A 19,502-nucleotide genomic window follows, 5' to 3' on the forward strand; every position below is an offset into this window, starting at 1 on the left:
CTATCAATGCATTTATCGAATCCAGTTTAACACAGCGGCCAGTGTCATGAATGCGCCGCCATGAAATTCGCAACTAATTCGTCGCGCAGGGTCAAAAACGCCAAGTTGGGCTGTGGGTGCACCCGGTTGGCCAACACAATCAGCGCCTCTTTTAGCTGCGGCTGAATCAGCCAGAACGTGCCGGTGTACCCGGTGTGGTACAGCCAAAGCCGATGGCCGGCGTCCTCACGCAGGTCCCAGCCCAAACTGCGGCCAAGGTGATTGGTAGTCTCGTCTTGCAAGATGGTCGCAAACGCGCGCGGCCAGGCGGCACTTTGACGCTGGCCAAGCGCAAATTCGCTGAACCGGATCAAGTCATCCAGGCTGGCAAACAGGCCCGCTGAACCGCTGTGCTCGCGGAGAATCGCGGCTTTGGGATCGTGCACGAGGCCTTGGCGCAAGCCGGCCTCAGGAGAATAAGTCGTCGGCACGCAGCGGCTGGGTTCGGGGCTGAAGGTCGCACCTGTCAGCCCCAGTGGGGTCAGCACGCGCTGCTGAATCAGCGGCTGGATCGGCGCCTGGTAAATATTTTCCAGCGCCCAGCCGACTAAAAGCAAGTTCACATCACGATAAACGACCTCTCGATCGCATTCGGTCGTCACCTTCAGTTGCGAGATCAGCGCCTGGCGCAGGGCCTTGGGCGCAAGCTCATCGCGGTGCGGGATGTAACCTTCTAGCCCCGAGGTGTGCGTGAGCGCCTGCCGGAAGGTCGTCGGCTGGTGAAATTCGGGCAGATACCGCCGGATTGGGTCATCAACGGCGACTCGCCCTTCGTCTACCGCCTGCAAAAAGACTGTCGTGGTGCCAATCACCTTGGTCAAAGACGCCAGGTCATAGAGTGCGCCCGACTTCAGCGGGGTGGGAGCCGGGACCCAGGTGGCCTCGCCTGCCACCATCAAAGTCTGAACGCCGCTATGCAGCCATGCGGCGCTCACCCCTGGAGCGGTTTGCTCTTCAATAATTGCCGATACTGCCTTCATTACATCCATCAGTCCGCCTCCAATACGCCCTAGTATACCGCGCCTAACAAAAAGCCGACCAGTGTTGGTCGACTGTCGTCACGCGATTGAAAACCAGAGCGTCAGGTGATTCGGGCCATCAATCATCAGGTAATCATTGACGGCATCGTACTTGAAATCCGTCCACCCGCGTGTTTGAAGGTTGAGCTTAAGCAGATTCATCATGCTGTGATTAGGAATGATCACACTGACATAATGGGCCCCGACAGCCTTGGCCGGCCTTGGTCCAATCGCGCGTTTGATGACCTCAATGCCAAAATGCATGGTGTTGTCGCCAATCGTCAGATAAGCCCAGCTGGCCGTTTTCTGTTGCAAGATAAACCCCAGCGTGTGTTGGACATGATCGACCGTTTCATCCAGCACCGCCGTTTCCACCACCAGCCGCCCGATGAACGTCGGCGGCGGCAAAATTGGGGCGCGCGCAGGCGGCTTTGGCAAACGGGGCGAGGGCATGGGCTTGCCCGCCGCGTCTGTAAAATTGTACCCGTGCCCAACCACCAGGCGCGGCCCTTCATCGTACTCAAGAATGACCCCGGTCCCTTCCGGATCAGTCAACCGCACGCCGCGGCTAAAGCCCGTTTTAAACCACCCGCTGACCGGCACGCCCTGGGCCTTAAGCCACGCCACTTGCTTGAGCACCACCGGCAGCGTCGGCACAGACAGCGCAAAGGCACTGAGGCCCGCAGTCGGCTTACTCGCCATGGTGCCGCCGTCTTCCAGCAGTAACAGCACCCGATGATTGGCCTGAAGCCCCAGCAGCACCTGGTGGCGGCCGTCCTGCAAGATCTCCAGGCCCAACATTTTCACGTACCACGTCCGCATCACGCTCAGATCGTGCACTCGCAGCGCCACAAAGCCAATACGCGACGAGGGATTCAGCATCATCTGTGTCATCTGCTCACCTCCTGCCGATTTGGTTTATAGCATAAGCGAGTTTGCCAAAAAGGGCACGGATTTTGACTCGCAGCAAAAAAACTCCCACCAAGCGAACAAGCCGCTTGGTGGGAGTTATTCGTCCCTCTTTTAAATTGTGGTACTGCCACTGAACTGACTGTTATACAGGTCAGCATAGAAGCCATTTTTCGCCATCAAGGTGTCGTGGTTACCAGTCTCAACAATCGAGCCGTGGTTCATCACGATAATGTTGTCGGCATCGCGAATCGTCGACAGCCGGTGGGCGACCACGAAGCTGGTGCGGCCCTTCAGCAGGCGACTCATCGCGTGCTGAATGTGCACTTCGGTCCGTGTATCAACCGAACTGGTGGCTTCATCAAGGATCAGGATCTCAGGATCGGCGACAAACGCCCGGGCAATGGTCAATAGCTGCCGCTGCCCTTGCGAAATGTTGGACGCGGATTCGTTCAAAACCGTGTCGTAGCCCTTCGGCAGCTGGCGAACAAAGCTGTCCACATGGGCCGCCTTGGCCGCATTGAGAATCTCTTCGTCAGTCGCGTCTTCGCGGCCGTACTTCAGGTTGTCCCAAATGGTGCCGGTGAAGAGCCAGGTGTCCTGCAGGACCATCGCGTAGTGCTTGCGGACATCCTCGCGCGTCATGTCACGAATGTCTGTGCCCCACATTCGAATGGAACCACCGCTGACATCGTAGAAGCGCTCGAGCATGTTGATGACCGTGGTCTTACCGGCCCCAGTCGGCCCAACAATGGCAATCATCTGGCCCGGTTCAACGGTCAAGTTGTAATCCTTCATCAGAATTGGGCTGTTTTGGTAGCCAAACTTGACGTGATCCATGACCAGCGGGTGCTTGTCGCCTTCGATTGGCGTCACGCCAGACTCAATGTCTTCCATCTCGGGCTCGTCGATGACCTCAAAGACACGCTCAGCCGAAGCAATCGTGTTTTGAATGGTGTTGGCCAAGTTGGCCAGCTGCGAAATTGGCTGGGAGAACTGCTGGGTGTACTGCAGGAAAGCCTGCACGTTCCCCAGGGTGACTGTTCCGTTAGAAACCGAGATGCCACCGAAGATCGCCACAAACACGTACCCGAGGTTATTCAGGAACGTCATTAGCGGCATGATAATCCCAGAGACAAACTGCGCTTTCCAGGCCGAATCATAAAACGCCTGATTTTCCACTTCGAAGGCCTTCATCGCGTCTTCTTCGCGGTTGAACGACTTCACGATGACTTGGCCGGCGTAATTTTCTTCGACATAGTTGTTGAGCAGCCCAAGGGCCTTCTGCTGGCCGGCAAAATACTTCTGCGAACGCGGCGCAACAATGCCCACGATGACCAGACTCAGCGGGATCGTGACGAGCGCGATCAGCGTCAGCTTCCAGGAAATCGTCAGCATCATCCACAAGGTCCCAATGAACGTGAAGGTACTGGTGACCAGCTGAGTCAGACTCTGCTGCAGCGTCGAGGCAATGTTATCCATGTCGTTGATGGCACGGGACATGATATCCCCATTGCTGTGCGTGTCGTAGTAGTTGATCGGCAGCCGCTGCATCTTGGCCTTGAGCTCCTTGCGCAGGTCGTAAACCGTGCGCTGAGAAATGCGGGTCATGATGAACTGCTGCATGAACGAGAACAGTGCCGACGCCAGGTACATGAAGATCACAAGGATCATGATGTCCTTGATCTTGTCAAAATTGATTGGGAACTGGCTCATCGGGATGCCCGCTTTTTGCTGCGCGACCCCTTTCATGTAACCCTTAAAGATTTCCGTGGTCGCTTCCCCTAAAATCTTCGGCGTGCGGATCTGGAAAATCGTGGAGGCGATGGCAAAGAGCATGACCACCACAATCCCAATCAAGCGGGATTTCATATAACCAAACAGGCGGAAGGTGGTGCCCCAGAAATTCTTCGGCTTTTCGACCACGCCGCCGCGAGCGCCTGGTCCATGACCGCCGCCTGCTGGCCTGGTTGAAGTTGTGCGATTCGTTTCAGCCATTATTTTTCATCCCCTTCGCGAATTTGTGAGTTAACAATTTCCCGGTAAGTCTCGTTGTTGGCCTTCAGCTCGGCGTGCTTGCCGCGGCCAACCATCTGGCCGTTGTCCAGCACGACGATCGTGTCGGCATCGGCAACCGTCGACACCCGCTGACCGACAATGACCACAACGCGCTGCGAAATCTTTTCGTCGTCCTTGAGCGCCTGCCGCAGCTCGGCGTCCGTCTTGAAGTCCAGCGCAGAAAACGAATCATCGAAGACGTAAACGGCCGCGTCTTTGATCAGCGCTCGCGCAATCGCTAGACGCTGCTTTTGGCCACCAGAGAAGTTATCCCCGCCCTGTTCGACTTTGTAGTCCAACCCTTCCGGATTGGCCGCAATGAAGTCTTTAGCCTGGGCCACTTCCAGCGCGTGCCAGATTTCGTCGTCCGTCGCGTCATCGTTGCCGTACTGCATGTTGGAACGGACCGTCCCGGAAAAGAGGTTGGCCTTTTGCGGCACAAACGCAATTTTGCGGTGCAGTTCGGCCAGATCCACGTCCTTGACGTTCATTCCGTTCACTTTGACTGCCCCTTCTTCCACGTCATAGAACCGCGGAATCAGGTTAACCAAAGTACTTTTACCAGAACCGGTACCGCCAATAATGGCTAGCGTCTGGCCGGCCTTCATATCGAAATCGACGCCTTGCAGCGCTGGCTCCTCGGCCTCGTGATAACGAAACTGCACATGGTCAAACTGAAGCTCGGGAGTGGTCTCCGCAAAAGGTGTTGGGTTGGCCGGCGACTTGACCGTCGTCGTTTGGTCCAGCACTTCATTGATCCGGACCGCCGAAGCCTGCGCCCGGGGAATGAAGACGAAGATCATCGACAGCATCATGAAGCTCATCAGGATCTGCATCGCGTAGGTAATGAACGCGATCAGGTTCCCAGTTTGCATCGCTTGGGCCGCGATCAGATGGCCGCCCCACCAGTCGATGGCAATGTTGGTCCCGGACATGATCAGCGTCATGACCGGCATCATCATCGCCATGATGGAAAAGACCTTCACGGCGTTGTTGGTGTAATCCTGGTTGACCCCTTCAAACCGGTCCTGTTCGAATTGGTCCTGCCGAAACGCCCGGATAACCCGGACCCCGGTCAGGCCTTCGCGAAAGACCAAGTTGATGTTATCGGTTTTTTGCTGCATGCCGCGGAACAGCGGCACGGCAAACTTCATCACAATCCCGATGAAAATCGCCATGATTGGCAGCACCACCAGAAAAATCAACGTCAGGGTGTGGTTCTTCTGGTAAGCCAGGAAACTCGCGCCGATCAGCATGATTGGTGCCATGATCATCATGCGCAAGATCATGACCCAAACGTTTTGAATCTGCGTCACGTCGTTGGTGGTTCGGGTGATCAGACTGCTGGTCCCAATTTGGTCCATTTCATCATGGGAGTAGTTGATGACCTTGCGATAAACGTCAGAGCGAATGCGCTGGCCCAATTTCTGGGACACGCGCGCCGCCAGAAAGACGTTGCAGATGGCGGCTAAGGCACTGATGACCGCAAAGGCGATCATTTTGAACCCTTCCTGCCAGATGTAGTTAATGTTGCCGGTGGCGACCCCGTTATTGACGATGTCGGCAGTCAAGTTAGGCAGGTAGAGGCTGGTGATGACCTGAATGATCATGAACACCACCGCCCCGGTGATCTGCGCGGCTGACACCCGGCCTTTGGCTAATTTAATCATGTACTTCCTCCTCTGCTATCGCGACGCCGTACTGGAGCCAGTTCAGCATCTTTGCCATTCGCGCCTTCAGAGCGGTCGTGGTCACGTTCTCACCGTTTTTGCGGCGGCTGTAATAATAACCGATTGATTGCATAAAGACCCACATCACCTGCCGAAACAGCATCGCGACGTCCTCGTCGGATTTGACCTTTAGCTTGCTACGATCAAGGTGTTCCAGTGTGTAGTCAAGAAACACTTTTTTATGCGGCTGCGCGGGTGCCGTCTTTTTGGGCATCGAGCTAAAATGTGCCGCGTTATGGAAGTCCATATACAAAAAGACGTTGGCATAAAACTCGCGGTGCGGCCCCTTCAGCAGCTTCTCGACGGCTTTGTCAAAGAAATCTGCCGCCATGCCAAACAAATCCCCGTCATGGGCTTGCATGACCTGCTTGTACAGGTCTTCAGTCTGCGTGCGGGTCCGGTCCAGCAAATAAAAAAAGATGTCGCTTTTATCTTCAAAATACTGGTAAAAACTGCCGCGCGGAATGCCGGCGTCCTTAATGATATTCGAGATGCTCGCGTCTTGGAACGACGCGCGGGAGAACTCATCATAGGCCGCCTTGATCAGCCGTTTGCGTTTCGGTTCCGCCAGCCGGAAAAATGTTGGTTTTGGCATACGGACTCCTTTCTCAAAAATGACATTATGTCATGTGACAACTTGTCATTATACGCGCTCCCGGTCAAAAAACAACCGTGATTTGACTCGTTTTCAGAAAATGTTGGCAAAAAAACGCTCCGCGGTCGCAGCACGAGCGATCGCGGAGCGGAGCAGAGGTTAAGCATGATCTGCGGGCACTGCTGTCGGCCCGGCAAGCGCCAGAATCTGCTTTGGGGCGGTCAGGTTAACACCGCGCACCACCCACTGGTCGCCGGTCACATCAACCCGCGTGACAGACGTGTTTTTGAGCAGCGTCACCGGCAGCTGGTCTGGGGCCAGCTCGTAGACCAACGCGCTCAAACTAACGCCGTGGGCCACGATCAACACATTGGCATCAGGCTGATTGGCGGCGACGATTTCGGCGAAGGCTTGACGAACGCGGGCAATCAGCTCATCCAGCGTTTCCGCTTGGCCAGTGTCATCCATGGCGTGAAAGTTGCGCACCAGCGTGCGAAATTGTGGGGCATCCAGCCACATTTTGGCAAAGGCGCGCACGCCAAAGCGCTTCGTCGTTTTGCGCATCAATTTCATGTTGCTCATGCCTTCGTTGCCACCGAAGTAGTATTCGCGCAGCCCGGCCTTTTCCTGAAGCACCGGCGCGTCCGCATGCTCAGCCAGGATAGCCTTGGCCGTCTCAATGGCGCGTCTGCGATCAGAGCTGTACGCCGCATCAAAGTGAATCGGCTTGAGCAGGTCACCCAGGGCCGCGGCGGCCTCCTCGCCTCTGGCAGTCAGCTTCGCATCAGTCACCCCTTGCAGCTTCTGGGCCCGGTTCATCTCGGTTTCACCGTGTCGCACCAGGTACAAATGAACGGTCATCTAAAGGCCCCCTTTCTATACTTTCCACTAGTTCCATGTTATCATATTCGGCAGTAATTCCACTCAGGCTGAAGACGGAGGTAGCTGGTTTGGACCTGGCAACGCAAGTACTCACATACATTAAAACGCATCCGCAGCAAACCACCATCATTCGCCGCGGCTACCAAAACACGATTGGCTTCCGGCTCAAAGACACTCTGATTTTTCCCGACCTGCACGAATGGTTCCCGGAAAATCGACTGAATGCCTTCCCGCTGGCAAGTGAGTTCCTGTCGCATCACCGCCGCTTGGTGCATTGGCTGGCCGAAGTGATCGATCCGGACGAGCCGCCTGAGCCCAAGGCCATCTGGCTGACTTTCAGCCATGTGACTGCCGCCAAATTCCTGTACGTTGAGGTCTCCTTTGAATAAGCAAATCGCGGCGCTGCGCACGCGCGCCGTACAGGCGGCCATTATGGCAATGCTGCTTTGGGCCATGCGCATCTTACTCAATTGGCCGTGGTTGCTGTTCGTGGTTCTGGCTGCCATTGTGTATGGGCTCTTCTGTTTCGGCTACGCGATTTTCCTGTGGACCATTCGGAAAAAATAAGATTCAGGCCACTGGGTCTGAATCTTATTTTTTTGCCTTCTTTTTGCGCCCTAAGAAGACGTAATCGGCAAGTGAAATCAGCAGCGCGACCACAATCAAGATCTTGGTCCAAGTGGGGCCGAGCGACCCTCGCATGAGCCACACCACAATCAACAGCACTAAGGCGATGATTTGGTCGATAAACTGCTGCACGTAATGGTTCGGGTCTTGTTGATTGGCCATGACCAGCCTCCTCATTTTATCTTCAGTATTTTAGCACGGATGAACGCCCGTTGTCTGCCGCTGGCGGTATACTACAAGCAAACGGGAGGCGATTTGAATGAACATGGCGATCACACACGACCAGTTTCAGCTGATCAAAGCTGGCTCCAAAACCATCGAGGTGCGGTTAAACGATGCCAAACGCCGCCAGCTGCGGCCGGGCAACCACATTACATTCACCGATTTGACCACGGGGGCAGAGCTGCGCGTGCAGGTGTCCGCCATTGATCACTTCGCCAGCTTCACGGCGCTTTACACGGCTTTTCCCGGGCCTCAGGTCGGCGCGGCCGTCAATGATTCAGTGGCCAAGATGACACAGGACACGTATCAGCACTATAACCCAGCGCAGGAACGGGCCACCGGTGTGCTGGCCATCCATATCAGTCTAAACTGAGCCGCCGGCCAAACTCGGGTCGGCAAGTTCAGGCCTTGAAATTGCCCGGCCGATACTTGGTGCCCTTGACCAGTTTGAAGTCGGACTTCAACCCGTTGGTGATGTACACCTTATTGTTATTGGTGACAAAAATTGCTTCAATGTCTTGATGGCGCTTCTTGTTCATATAGGCGAGCCCACCATTCAGTCCCTTGTCAAACGCGGCGTTGGACAGCGCGTCGCCATCAACGCTTTGCTTGGACACAATGGTGACCGAGGCGAGATTATTGTCATAAGGATACCCGGTTTTGGCGTTAAACAGGTAGATGTACTTATGGCCATGCGACATGAGGTACTGCTCGTATGTCCCGGCGGTCACCACTGACATGTTGGCCGCGTGAATCGTGCCCAGCGGGGTGCCGCGACTGGCCTTGGGGTCTTGAATCCCCACGGTCCACTTGCGGCCCGGGGCCTTAGGCGAGTGTCCCATGACGATGACGTTGCCACCCAGGTCAATAATGGCCGTGGTGACACCGTCTTTTTTCAGCGTCCGCCGCACTTCATCTGCGACCCAGCCCTTGGCGATCCCGCCAAAATCCAGGCGCATCCCTTTTTTCGTCAGATAAACCGTCCGCTGCTTGGCGTTGAACTGAACGTCTCGCCAGTTGACCAGGGGCAGTGCCGCGGTGATTTCCGCGGGCTTGGGAACTCGGGCGCCAGGCAGACCAATTTTCCAAAGATTGGTCACCGCCCCGATGGCCATGTCGAAGCTGCCGTTGGAATTCTCGGAAAAATACTGGGCCTTTTTCAGCAGCGGCCAAAAATCCTTGGGCACCCGCACCGGTTTGATCCCGGCGTTGGCATTGATCTTGTCCAATACCGAGCCACTGCGGGTCAAAGTGGCCTCACTGTCGATATGACGGATTGTTTTCAGCCCGTCCTTGACCGCTCCTTGCTTGCCGCTGTCGTACACCGTGACCTTGCAGATGGTGCCCAGCGAAAACTCACTGTCCGTGTACGGATTGTTGGGCCGCAGCTTGGGCGCGGCCTGCTTCTGACCGCAGCCGGTCAGCAGCAGGCCTGCCACCCCTGCGGCCAATAACGCCGCGCAACGTTTGATTTTGATCATGCTGATCCCTTCTCACTCACAAGTCTAACCGCCGGCATCCCCGTCCTCGCCAGCATTAAAAAAGCCGGACAACGTTGTCCGGCGGGATTGGGTAGATAGGGAACAGAATTCCTTTCACAAGCCATTCATTGGTTGTTGGTATAATGCTATTCTTGCTTGTGCAATTTCTTCCGCCACTCTATTTCCACTCTATAAGTTGACGTAACGAGCAAACTTAGACGCAATTTTTGACTTAGATTCATCGGTGACCGACGTGTAAATGTCCATGGTGGTTGCAAGACGCTTGTGTCCAAGTTGAGCCTGAACTTCCTTAGCCTCGATATTGCCCGCATGCGCCAAAGTGGCGTATGTGTGTCTGAACCCATGAACGGTTATCCGTTTCAGCGGATTGTCGGGGTGTTTCTTGTTGTGAGCCTTGACGATCCAGTCTAGCCATTTTTGCGGATACGTTAGCTGCAATAGATCATTGGCATCTGACGTAAAAATCAACTGATCCGCGCCCACTGGCCTCATACCTACAGCAAACAGTTCTTGCCGCTGTTCCCACTGGCGGCGCTGTAGAATGCTGATTGTCTTAGGGTCAACACTCACATTCCTGTTGCTGGCGTACGTCTTTGGTGAGTTAACCATTAGCCTATATCCGTCGCCTTCTGTGACGGTTTTATTGACTGTGATCGTACCAGCCGAAAAATTAACATCAGACCACCTTAATGCTAGTGCTTCACCCCGGCGCATACCAGTAAAAGCAAGTAGCCTAAACAACGTATATGCCTTTGGGTTGTTGAATTCAGTGGCTGCTTCAAAGAACGTCTTCAATTCGTCTAACGCGTAGTAATTATCCTTCATCGTGGTTGCTGGCTTCTCTCGATCCACCGGCACAATGACTTTTACAGTTGGATTGCTGTATGCAATATCCATTCTGATCGCGTACTTGAATATGCGTGACACCATGCCTAAGAACTGACGGTACTTCGCAAAGCCAGCAGCGAACCACTCATTGATTGCTGTCTGACAGTCTAACGGGGTTATCTTTGAAAGTATCTTATCCCCGAACCGAGGCAAGATATGGAGCCTGAAATTATCCCGCGTTTTGACCCATGTCGATTCCCTGACCGTATTTTTATATTGTTCAAACCACGAATCATACACCTCCTGAAATGTTAACCGGTTTGATTCACTGAATCCGTGCCGCCGTTGGTTTTCTTCAAACCGCGCGGCTTTTATTTTTGCTTCAGATTTGGTGGCAAACCCCTGACGAGTAACCTTGTGTCGCTCGCCTGTCTTCGGATCTGATGCGGTGTATGCCTGAAATTTCCAAGCAGTGCCGCCAGATTTCAACTTGTAACGTGTAATTGATGCCATATCGTTTTCTCCTATCCGTCACGCTGGGCAGGCGGTGTTAGATTGGAGAGTTTTACTCAAATTCGAGTAAAAGGTGGCGGCCGAGTTATCGGCCATGAAATTAGTCTAAATCATCTGGTCGAATTGGGCCACCATCGCGGAACTGTAAGTCAACAAGTTTTCCGGTTTTAGACCCCACCCAGAATGGATAAATTATGAACGACGAAGTATCACCCGAAATTACGGCAGTGAAGATTGAATTGGGATAATTACCATTTGAGAACTGTTTCATATACAGATAGGCAGCTTGCTCACATATACTTTTCTTCTGGCTGTTATCCAATCTGTGTAACCAGTCTCTTGTGGATGATAGTTCTTCTTCAGTCAGCAGTGGTCGTTTCTTTGTTTCATCGGTGCGTTGCATAGGGAACCCCATGAAGAATTGGACCATGTCTTTAGACTCATTCATTTGAGTGACAACGATAAGATGTTCATTATTATTGTCAATTTTCAGCATGGGGCCCTCATTGGATGCCATTTTCTTATAGTCTTTTTCATTATAAACATATGCAATAGCCTGATGATTAATGCGTCTCTGCACGGGCATTACAACGACGTATTTATCAGATGACAGTTCAATAATATCGTTAGGTGTCACGTCTAGAAAGCTACATATTTTTTCTAAAGTGTCAAATTGAATTCCCTTAGAATCGCCACGACCAAGAACACTAAGTGTGTTCATCGAAATATGAGTTGCGTTGGCTATATCCGTTAGGGTATAGCCTTTTTTCTTTGCAGTTTCTCTTAAATTAATTGATATCAATGACAGTCCCTCCTTATAACAATGACTATACGCCACAAAAAGGTTACTGCAAGCAGTAATTTCCTGTTGACTTTATACAGTCATTTATATTACTGTATTCATGTAATAAAGAAAGGAGGCGAATTCAAATGGCTTCAATGAAAGCAGAACTAGTGTTGTCAGAAGACTTCGACAAGCAACTACAAGATCGTATTCATCAGGAAGTGATCCAAGCGGTTAGTAAGCTTGCACCACAACATGATGAGCCTAAAAAGCTGAACATCGGTCAAGCAGCGGTTTATGCCGGTGTGGCTCGTAACACACTGTTGTCTTGGACTAGAAAAGGTTTGCCGATGCAAGTGGTTGGTGGCGTTAAGCGGATCAATACCGTAGACATCGACAACTACATGAAGAACAACGGCAAATAATCACGCTGGGCAGGCGGCAAACTGTAAGCAACTTATGACAGGCGCATAGCGTCAGAAAGGCACAACATCATGATATTTAACAGAGAAACACTAGGCTTTATCGCTGAACTTGCGAATGCAATCCGTGAACTGGACGAATCAAAGACTTACCCGATCGATACCGTAGACAAAAACGGCACACATACTATTCAAGTTTCATCAACGGAATATGCGAAGAGTCTAGCCGATACCATCTTCGATGAAATTGGTCAGAAAGTTGATGATGAATTCTTCGACACTTATATGTGAGGTGATGACGATGATTAACATCATTGCGTGGCTACTAAGCCACCCGCTCACCGTCCCAGCACTCTGCATGGCGTTCCTGATCGGGGCCGTCTGCGGTGCTTACGTTCAATTCTCGGAGGACGATCGTCATGCCAAAAATGGTTAGCACAAGGTTCGGATTTCAGTGGCGAGACTACGTGCAAGCCGATGCCGAGTGTGATCGGTACTGGCAAGCGCAAAAAGCCGAAAAGCGCTCACTGATTGAAGCCACAAAAAAATCGCCAAGAGTGGCAGCTCAAGGCGAGAAAAAGACAAGCGAAAAGATCCGTATTCCTTTCTAGCTTGCCTTTATAAGTCGATTATGTCAACAAAATGGAGGCAATTAATATGGAAAAAGTTTCAACTGCTGTTAAGAAGCCGTTAGATTTGAGCGATACGTTGTATGAATTGCGCAAGGCAAAAGGATCCTTGCTCGCCCTTTGCGATGAGCTAGATGAGTTCAGTAATGTTGTTTGCCGGTTCGATGACGATCACTCGCACGACAATGCCGTGTGGGTTGCTTGTTCTGCTTCGCGTGACTTTGATACATGGAAATTTCTAATCTATTTAGCTAGAGATATTATCACCGACCAGATTGCCGCTATTGATCCCCCAGAAACTGATGAGGAGGCGAACGCATGATGACGCAACCAGACATGGAAGCAGCTCAAGACTTGCTTAGAGAGGCTAGTTCTCTACTCATCATTCTAGAAAGAGAGCTTGGGGACAAGCCATTAGAAGCATTGACCGATGCCACCGCCAATAAAGTCATCGATGCCCGGCGCATTTTGATGGAAGGCGGTGATCCCGATGCCGACAATGCTTGAGATGGCCCTCTCATACCAGCAACACGGATTTGCCGTCTATCCCCTAGCACCAGGCACCAGAACGCCGCTCAAAGGCTCACACGGGTATAAGGACGCTACCACGGACCCTAAGCAAGCCGAGGCATGGTGGGGTGAACACCCTGACTGCAATATCGGCTTAGGACTTGACGGCATGCTGGTATTCGACATTGACATGGGCCACAAGAGTGCCGCTGATGGCAATGAATCGCTGGCAAAACTAAGCGCTGATGGGCGCGCTGGCCAGATACCGTCTACCTATATTGAAACTACCCCAAACGGTGGACTTCATATGTTCTTCACCTACCCCAAGAATATCAAGCTAACTAGTCGGGCCGATCTGTTCTCCAAGTCTGGAGAGAAAACCGGTCTCGATTACACGGCGCTGGGCGTGCCTGTCTATCCCAGCATGCGAGACAGCGGCATGTATAAACCACTAAAAGGTCACAAGCTGACCACGGTTGCCCCTGCTCCACAGTGGCTGCTAGACGAGATTCAGCGCGTCAACCATCCGAACCCGAATCTGGGTTCCGCTGCTTACACAGGAAAGCGCTGGTCCGGTCGCCTGCTCGACGAGATGGTAGCCGGTACTGGAAATGGAAACCGCAACGACTTCTTAACTAGGATTGCTGGCAAGCTGTTCTTTACGGGTGCAGACCCAGTAACAGTGTATAACTTGCTGTTTACCACTAACGACAGCTACTTAGACAGCCCACTACCAGAGGCCGAAGTGAACAAGATTTTCAAGTCAGTATTGAAAGCCGAAGAGAGGAGGCGTGCCGTTGGTTAAAACAATGCCAGAAGATATTAAAGAGGAAGCTGACAAAGTGGTCAGTGTCGACTTTTCGGGCAAAGAGAAGTGGCGAGAAGAACTCAAGGTTGACGGTAACGGTGGGATCAAGAAAGATTCAGTCGTCAACCTACAACTGCTAATAGAACATGATCCTAGCTTTGCCGGAGTGATTGCATGGGACGACTTCTCAGAGTTGCTCATCAAGACCAAAGGCGCAAAAGGATTACCAATCCGCAAGGGATTCTGGACCGATGAAGACGATGCTATCGTCCGCTCATACATTGAACGCAAGCACAATATATTGTTCAGTAAGCAAAACGAACAAGACGCGATGGTCAACATTGGCAAAGAGCAATCGATCAACCCGGTTAAAGACTGGATCGAAACTGAGCAATGGGACGGTACCCCTAGAGCCGAATCTTACTTCATCGACTATCTAGGTGCCGAGGATAGCGAATATACACGCATCGTAACGCGCAAGTGGTTAGCTGGTGCAGTGAAACGTGTCTATAAACCCGGTTGCAAGTTTGAACTCGTTCCAATTCTTGAAGGCAAACAAGGACTTGGTAAGAGCACGGCTGCTCGTAACTTATTTCCGACAAAATTCAGCGATTCATTAAAATCAATGGGCAAGACGGACGAAGATTACAAGAAGCTGCAAGGCAACTGGATCATGGAGCTTGGTGAACTTTCCGCAATGAAAAAGACAGAGATCGAGTCGGCAAAGAGTTTCATTAGCGCCCAGTCTGATTCATACCGAGGGAGTTATAGCCATTACGTATATCCACATTTACGCAAGTGTGTGTTCATTGGTAGCACTAATCAACAGGACTATTTGAAAGACGCCACTGGTGAACGTCGTTTCTTCCCCATCAGATGCGGTGTTACAAAGCCGACAAAGATCGTATGGCGCAACGAAGAAAACGTGCCGAAGATCGATCATGACGTTCATCAGGTACTGGCAGAGGTCAAAACATGGGTTGATGCGGGTGAGAGTGTCTTTGCTGACGATAAGCTGATGCAACTGGCGAAACCATATCAACAGGAAGCAGAGACCGTGGACCCGATGAAAGAGGCCATTGAGGACTTCCTCAACATGAAAGTACCAGCGAATTGGGAAAAGCTGTCACTGAGCCTAAAGGCCAGCTTCTTTCACACTCATATTGACCATAACGGCGATGTTGCTACTTGGCTACAACAACACTTAGATGCCGGTGAATTACAACCACTGCAACAAACCACAACAAGAGAGATCATGGAAGTGGTGTTTGACAAGTCAGTGGATCGTTACCTGATGGGGCGTACAAACTCTGACGCAAAACGGATCAAGCTCATTATGGACAACATGCCCGGTTGGCAAGCGCAACGAATCCGTATAGCCGGAGGGCAACCGCGTGGATACGTTCGACAGTAAACTTCCTATTTTTATACGTGGCACACGTGGCACAATGCAGTAGTATCAATGCTTACAGCGATTTGATACGTGGCACAGACGTGGCACAATACGGGGCATACGTGGCACATATTAATTCCGTGCCACGCGTGTGCCAGGTATGTGCCACGTAGAATTTCAGAATTGGCACAGATAAACCCCGTTATATCAACGATGTTCCAGGTGTGCCACGTGTGCCACGTAAAAGACAAACAAGTTTAAAACTATACGCGAGGAGAAATTAAAATGACAGAAACAGCATATCGCAAAGCAGCACTTGTAGACGTTAAACACGATCGAGACAAGTGGGCTGAACTTGGGGCGCTTGTAAAAGAACACTACTTAGTTCGTAGCATGACACCAAAAGATTGGTTCATCATTGTTAAGCAACGTGAAGGCTATGAAATCGAAGTATATCCAACGTTTGAAATATCAGATGGTTTCAATTCTCACACGTTAACCTATTGAAGCGATCTCCATATGGAAGTATTAGCCACGTTGCATACCATGAACTTTGTTCCTCAGCAAGTGACACCATTAGTTCAATTGACCGCGTGATTGATCTTGCCAATGATAAGAGATATTAGGAGCGTTAATCACATGAAGAACTATTCAATTGCCCGTCTGAACAAGGCGGCTGAAATCGGTAAGACAGTGAATCACAGGACTGGCGCAGGTATTAACATCTCTACATTTGAGCCGACTGGCACCCTGTTCTATGGATCATATAACCGCACCGTTACACAGACCTACCAGATCACTGGCACAGACTTAGAGGACACCATCGCCATCGTGGTACGTCACACTGACGCACTAGACGACAGCATGATGATAAAGCTGAACAGCACACTGTACACAATTAAGTCTATTGCCTATGACGATGATCCGAACGCGTTTGATATTGTGACGCTCAAGAAGACAACCAAAGGAGCTTAGAACTATGAAAGAATTTGAAGTTGCAGGAACAGAGAAAGAGGTCAACCGCATGCTGACAGCATTCTTTGCGATTCATTCGGTAGAGGTCGAAAGCATTCAGGTATATCAGGAGCCAGCAAATAAACTTCTAGAAACGGAACACCACAAGCTAGTAGTCAGCGTCTACTATGTCGACCAGCAACAAGCAGGCGTATTGGCATGATCATGAAGCTATGTAACCACGCTGGGTGCAACACCATGGTGCCGTTCAATCAACGGTACTGTGACAAGCACCAGCCAGAACCGCGAGCGTCCGACAACGAACGCTATGCACACCGCAAAGAGATCGGTGTTCGCTACTTCCAATTCTACAAGTCCAAGTCATGGCGCAAGCTGTCGTATTCCTATCGCCTAGCACATCCGCTGTGTGAACGATGCAAGGCCAACGGCTTATACGTGCAAGCTGACGTCGTAGATCATATTGTGCCGATACGTGTGGACTGGAGCCGGCGCTTCGACGAGAGCAACCTACAAAGCCTGTGCAACGCTTGCCATGGCGTGAAGACGAAAGTCGAAGACGCCGCACACTATCCCCATCTAGTTATGGGGGCTAGGCCATGTAGTCACAGGGACCAAGCATCCCAGATTAACCATTGAAAATCAGTGATTACCGTAATTAATTATGTAAACTAGAAAATTCGTGTTATAATTAGATTAGATAAGTCTAATCCAAATTATAAAGAAAGGACGCGATAGCAATGGGCGCACCACTGAAATCTATTACCCAAATGCGTGGCACGATGAGCAAGAAGAAGCTCGCAGACCGGCGTGACATGGAAGAATCGCTGTTCACCTATCAAGAATTAGTTGAGCAGCCCCCTGCATGGCTTGATGACTATGCCGTGACCGAGTGGCAACGTATTGTGCCGTTACTCAAGAAGGACATTCCAGTGAGCGAACTGGACGCTGCCCTGATTGCCAGTCACTGCCAAGCCTATTCTGACATTCAGAAAGCGGCCGAGCTTGTAAAAGAGCAAGGCATGATGGTTGAAACCACTGATAGCGTGAAAGCCAATCCGGCCGTGAAGATGAAGCTAGATGCCACTAATCAGATGATCCGTATTGATGACTTGCTTGGCTTGTCAGTCTACAGCCGGGCTAAGTTAGCGGTGAAGAGCGAGACTAAGAAGAAGCCTGACGACCCGTTCGCGGAGTTGATAGCCCAATGAACTATGCAACTGAATATACCGACAAGGTAATAAGCGGCGACATCGTGGCCGGCAAGAAAATCAAGCAAGCTGCAAGACGTTATCGGCGGGACCTGAAAGCCAGCAAGCGCAAGAAGAACCCATGGCCGTATTACTTCGATGAGGACTTTGCCAACAAAGCCATTGAATTCATCGAACTGATGCCGGCACGTGATGGGTCACCACTCAAGTTAGAGCTGTTTCAGAAGTGGTTGATTTCAGAGCTGTTCGGCTGGCGTGATAAGGAAACCGGCAACCGCCGGTATGATCGAGCCTACATCAGCATGGCACGCAAGAATGGTAAGAGCTTCCTGATGGCTGATCTAGGTGCGTTGTATCTCCTCATGGAGAACAAGCCAGCCATGAACCGAGAGATCGTCTATACAGCCAACAGCAACGCTCAAGCACACTTAGCATTCGATATGTTGTCTAGCGGCTTACGTCAAGTTTGGAAAGTTTCTACCTCTGTGCGAGAACGTTTGAAGATTAACCGCAACGAGATCATTGACTTGCCGAGCAACAGCCGAGCCGTGCCGCTTGCGTCTGATCTGCACAGCCTAGATGGCTATCAAAGTGACTTGGCTATTATTGATGAGTTCGCCTTAGCTCGTACCGATGAGATTCTACGAACACTCAAATCTGGACAGATCAACAGTGATAACAGTTTACTAGCCGTCATCTCAACGACGGGGCCAGACATGAACGGCCCAATGTATAAGGAATACAAATTCGTTTCCAAAGTCCTAACCGGTCGCGAACAAGCTGATCGGTATTTTATTGCCATTTTTGAGCAGGATAGCAAGGACGAAGCCTTTTCACCAGAGACTTGGGAGAAGTCTAATCCCCTACTGGCTAACGCTGAAAGAGCGAGGACAATGCGGCCTAGCCTGCAAGCAGACGTGGACCTGTCAGCCAAGCAAGGAACATTGCGACCGATCCTCGTCAAGAATTTCAACATGTGGCAATCAGCTAGAGCAGACAGTTACATCAGTCTGGACGACTGGGAGAAAGCTACTATCGAGCCGCCAGACACCAAAGCAAAAGACGTGTATATCGGGCTGGACCTTTCTAAGTCTAGTGACCTGACCAGCATCTCATGGCTAGTTCCAGAAGATGGCTACCTGTATGCTGACAGCCATTCATTCGTGGGGACGAAGTACGGACTGGAAGAGAAAATCAAACGTGACGGGTTCGATTACATCAGCGGCGCCAGCCGTGGCGAGTGCAGCATTACCAAACTCGACAGCGGCATGATCGACTATGACGAGGTGCTACGCTTCATTCTCGACATGATCGAGCGGAACCACTGGAATGTGCGTGCCATCTGTTACGATCCGTGGTCGTTCGGCTACCTACTGCCAGAGTTTGAGAAACGAGACTTGCCAATGGTTGAGGTACGCCAAGGCCAGCGCACGCTGTCAATACCGACTGTGCGGTTCCGTGATGATCTCTTTAACGGCCTACTCAAGCATGCCGACAACCAACTACTAGCCTATGCGGTGAACAACGCCATTCTAAAGTATGACGCCAACAACAACCCGATCATCGACAAGGCGCACAATGCGACACGGATCGATCCCATAGCGGCTTTGATGAATGCTTACACCATTGCCATGGATCAAAACAAAGAAAGCGAGGTAGCGGACAATGACTTTTATTCGGGCGATGACTTCAGCTTTTAACGCACAGACCGTGCTATTACTGCTAGGCCTGATCTGTATCGTCACTGGTATCTGGTGGCTGTTCGGGTTTGGCGTCGGTATGTTAGCAGTCGGCACGGCCCTGATCTCCGTCGCAGTCATCATCAACTTTAACAAAGGGAGGTGAAACA

The 19,502-nt window shown here is 51.4% G+C and carries 27 protein-coding genes; 17 read left to right on the forward strand and 10 right to left on the reverse strand.

Going from position 1 to position 19,502, the window contains the following annotated elements:
- Positions 1–44 precede the first annotated feature (44 nt).
- The 6 genes from JUE30_RS00330 to JUE30_RS00355 form a co-directional block, all read right to left on the reverse strand.
- Complete coding sequence (locus tag JUE30_RS00330; protein WP_203623133.1) at positions 45–1,028, reverse strand: serine hydrolase; 984 nt, start codon at positions 1,026–1,028, stop codon at positions 45–47.
- 69 nt (positions 1,029–1,097) lie between these two features.
- Positions 1,098–1,952, reverse strand: a complete 855-nt coding sequence (locus JUE30_RS00335; RefSeq protein WP_203623134.1) for a VOC family protein — start codon at positions 1,950–1,952, stop codon at positions 1,098–1,100.
- A gap of 129 nt (positions 1,953–2,081) precedes the next feature.
- On the reverse strand, positions 2,082–3,965 hold the full coding sequence (locus JUE30_RS00340) for an ABC transporter ATP-binding protein (RefSeq protein WP_125756709.1): 1,884 nt from the start codon (positions 3,963–3,965) through the stop codon (positions 2,082–2,084).
- The gene (locus JUE30_RS00345) at positions 3,965–5,695 is read right to left on the reverse strand and encodes an ABC transporter ATP-binding protein (RefSeq protein ID WP_203623135.1); all 1,731 of its coding nucleotides are present in this window, start codon (positions 5,693–5,695) and stop codon (positions 3,965–3,967) included. Before JUE30_RS00345 ends, JUE30_RS00340 begins: the two co-directional genes overlap by 1 nt.
- The gene (locus JUE30_RS00350) at positions 5,688–6,350 is read right to left on the reverse strand and encodes a TetR/AcrR family transcriptional regulator (RefSeq protein ID WP_203623136.1); all 663 of its coding nucleotides are present in this window, start codon (positions 6,348–6,350) and stop codon (positions 5,688–5,690) included. Before JUE30_RS00350 ends, JUE30_RS00345 begins: the two co-directional genes overlap by 8 nt.
- A gap of 159 nt (positions 6,351–6,509) precedes the next feature.
- On the reverse strand, positions 6,510–7,211 hold the full coding sequence (locus JUE30_RS00355; protein WP_203623137.1) for a histidine phosphatase family protein: 702 nt from the start codon (positions 7,209–7,211) through the stop codon (positions 6,510–6,512).
- 89 nt (positions 7,212–7,300) lie between these two features.
- Here JUE30_RS00355 and JUE30_RS00360 point away from each other — a divergent pair, with 89 nt between their 5' ends.
- Positions 7,301–7,621, forward strand: coding sequence for a hypothetical protein (locus JUE30_RS00360; RefSeq protein ID WP_203623138.1), 321 nt, complete (start codon positions 7,301–7,303; stop codon positions 7,619–7,621).
- Positions 7,614–7,799: a hypothetical protein gene (locus JUE30_RS00365; RefSeq protein ID WP_203623139.1), complete on the forward strand. Its 186-nt coding sequence runs from the start codon at positions 7,614–7,616 to the stop codon at positions 7,797–7,799. The genes JUE30_RS00360 and JUE30_RS00365 overlap by 8 nt, the downstream gene beginning before the upstream one ends.
- Positions 7,800–7,823: 24 nt before the next feature.
- Here JUE30_RS00365 and JUE30_RS00370 read toward each other — a convergent pair whose 3' ends face one another.
- Positions 7,824–8,021 (reverse strand): hypothetical protein, encoded by a 198-nt coding sequence (locus tag JUE30_RS00370; protein ID WP_125756697.1) that lies wholly within the window; start codon positions 8,019–8,021, stop codon positions 7,824–7,826.
- A gap of 97 nt (positions 8,022–8,118) precedes the next feature.
- Here JUE30_RS00370 and JUE30_RS00375 point away from each other — a divergent pair, with 97 nt between their 5' ends.
- A complete protein-coding gene (locus JUE30_RS00375; RefSeq protein ID WP_203623140.1) occupies positions 8,119–8,454 on the forward strand; it encodes an ASCH domain-containing protein in 336 nt (111 codons plus the stop codon).
- Positions 8,455–8,482: 28 nt separating this feature from the next.
- Here the strand turns inward: JUE30_RS00375 and JUE30_RS00380 are convergent, their stop codons facing one another.
- From JUE30_RS00380 to JUE30_RS00390, 3 genes are all read right to left on the reverse strand, one after another.
- Positions 8,483–9,553: an FAD:protein FMN transferase gene (locus JUE30_RS00380; RefSeq protein WP_374706437.1), complete on the reverse strand. Its 1,071-nt coding sequence runs from the start codon at positions 9,551–9,553 to the stop codon at positions 8,483–8,485.
- A gap of 198 nt (positions 9,554–9,751) precedes the next feature.
- Positions 9,752–10,924: a site-specific integrase gene (locus JUE30_RS00385; RefSeq protein ID WP_203623142.1), complete on the reverse strand. Its 1,173-nt coding sequence runs from the start codon at positions 10,922–10,924 to the stop codon at positions 9,752–9,754.
- 100 nt (positions 10,925–11,024) lie between these two features.
- On the reverse strand, positions 11,025–11,726 hold the full coding sequence (locus JUE30_RS00390; RefSeq protein WP_203623143.1) for a helix-turn-helix transcriptional regulator: 702 nt from the start codon (positions 11,724–11,726) through the stop codon (positions 11,025–11,027).
- 128 nt (positions 11,727–11,854) lie between these two features.
- Here JUE30_RS00390 and JUE30_RS00395 point away from each other — a divergent pair, with 128 nt between their 5' ends.
- From JUE30_RS00395 to JUE30_RS00455, 14 genes are all read left to right on the forward strand, one after another.
- Positions 11,855–12,133, forward strand: coding sequence for a helix-turn-helix domain-containing protein (locus tag JUE30_RS00395; protein ID WP_203623144.1), 279 nt, complete (start codon positions 11,855–11,857; stop codon positions 12,131–12,133).
- 69 nt (positions 12,134–12,202) lie between these two features.
- Positions 12,203–12,421 carry a hypothetical protein gene (locus JUE30_RS11210; RefSeq protein ID WP_203664706.1) on the forward strand — a complete coding sequence of 73 codons (219 nt, stop codon included), beginning with the start codon at positions 12,203–12,205 and terminating at the stop codon, positions 12,419–12,421.
- A gap of 128 nt (positions 12,422–12,549) precedes the next feature.
- Positions 12,550–12,741 carry a hypothetical protein gene (locus JUE30_RS00400; RefSeq protein WP_203623145.1) on the forward strand — a complete coding sequence of 64 codons (192 nt, stop codon included), beginning with the start codon at positions 12,550–12,552 and terminating at the stop codon, positions 12,739–12,741.
- Between the two features lie 46 nt (positions 12,742–12,787).
- Positions 12,788–13,081 carry a hypothetical protein gene (locus JUE30_RS00405; protein ID WP_203623146.1) on the forward strand — a complete coding sequence of 98 codons (294 nt, stop codon included), beginning with the start codon at positions 12,788–12,790 and terminating at the stop codon, positions 13,079–13,081.
- The gene (locus JUE30_RS00410; RefSeq protein ID WP_203623147.1) at positions 13,078–13,266 is read left to right on the forward strand and encodes a hypothetical protein; all 189 of its coding nucleotides are present in this window, start codon (positions 13,078–13,080) and stop codon (positions 13,264–13,266) included. Before JUE30_RS00405 ends, JUE30_RS00410 begins: the two co-directional genes overlap by 4 nt.
- A complete protein-coding gene (locus JUE30_RS00415) occupies positions 13,250–14,074 on the forward strand; it encodes a bifunctional DNA primase/polymerase (protein WP_203623148.1) in 825 nt (274 codons plus the stop codon). Before JUE30_RS00410 ends, JUE30_RS00415 begins: the two co-directional genes overlap by 17 nt.
- Complete coding sequence (locus JUE30_RS00420) at positions 14,067–15,491, forward strand: virulence-associated E family protein (protein ID WP_203623149.1); 1,425 nt, start codon at positions 14,067–14,069, stop codon at positions 15,489–15,491. The genes JUE30_RS00415 and JUE30_RS00420 overlap by 8 nt, the downstream gene beginning before the upstream one ends.
- Positions 15,492–15,755: 264 nt before the next feature.
- A complete protein-coding gene (locus JUE30_RS00425; protein WP_239061331.1) occupies positions 15,756–15,977 on the forward strand; it encodes a hypothetical protein in 222 nt (73 codons plus the stop codon).
- Positions 15,978–16,109: 132 nt separating this feature from the next.
- Entirely contained in the window at positions 16,110–16,445 is a 336-nt protein-coding gene (locus tag JUE30_RS00430; protein ID WP_203623150.1) for a phage head closure protein, read from the forward strand.
- 4 nt (positions 16,446–16,449) lie between these two features.
- Positions 16,450–16,647, forward strand: coding sequence for a hypothetical protein (locus JUE30_RS00435; RefSeq protein ID WP_203623151.1), 198 nt, complete (start codon positions 16,450–16,452; stop codon positions 16,645–16,647).
- A complete protein-coding gene (locus tag JUE30_RS00440) occupies positions 16,644–17,081 on the forward strand; it encodes an HNH endonuclease (protein WP_203623152.1) in 438 nt (145 codons plus the stop codon). The genes JUE30_RS00435 and JUE30_RS00440 overlap by 4 nt, the downstream gene beginning before the upstream one ends.
- A gap of 101 nt (positions 17,082–17,182) precedes the next feature.
- A complete protein-coding gene (locus JUE30_RS00445) occupies positions 17,183–17,653 on the forward strand; it encodes a phage terminase small subunit P27 family (RefSeq protein ID WP_125756817.1) in 471 nt (156 codons plus the stop codon).
- A complete protein-coding gene (locus tag JUE30_RS00450; RefSeq protein ID WP_203623153.1) occupies positions 17,650–19,353 on the forward strand; it encodes a terminase large subunit in 1,704 nt (567 codons plus the stop codon). Before JUE30_RS00445 ends, JUE30_RS00450 begins: the two co-directional genes overlap by 4 nt.
- Positions 19,319–19,498 (forward strand): hypothetical protein, encoded by a 180-nt coding sequence (locus JUE30_RS00455; RefSeq protein WP_203623154.1) that lies wholly within the window; start codon positions 19,319–19,321, stop codon positions 19,496–19,498. Before JUE30_RS00450 ends, JUE30_RS00455 begins: the two co-directional genes overlap by 35 nt.
- Positions 19,499–19,502: the final 4 nt, after the last annotated feature.

The organism is Lacticaseibacillus sp. 866-1 (assembly GCF_016861825.1).
In the GTDB taxonomy this organism is placed as follows: domain Bacteria; phylum Bacillota; class Bacilli; order Lactobacillales; family Lactobacillaceae; genus Lacticaseibacillus.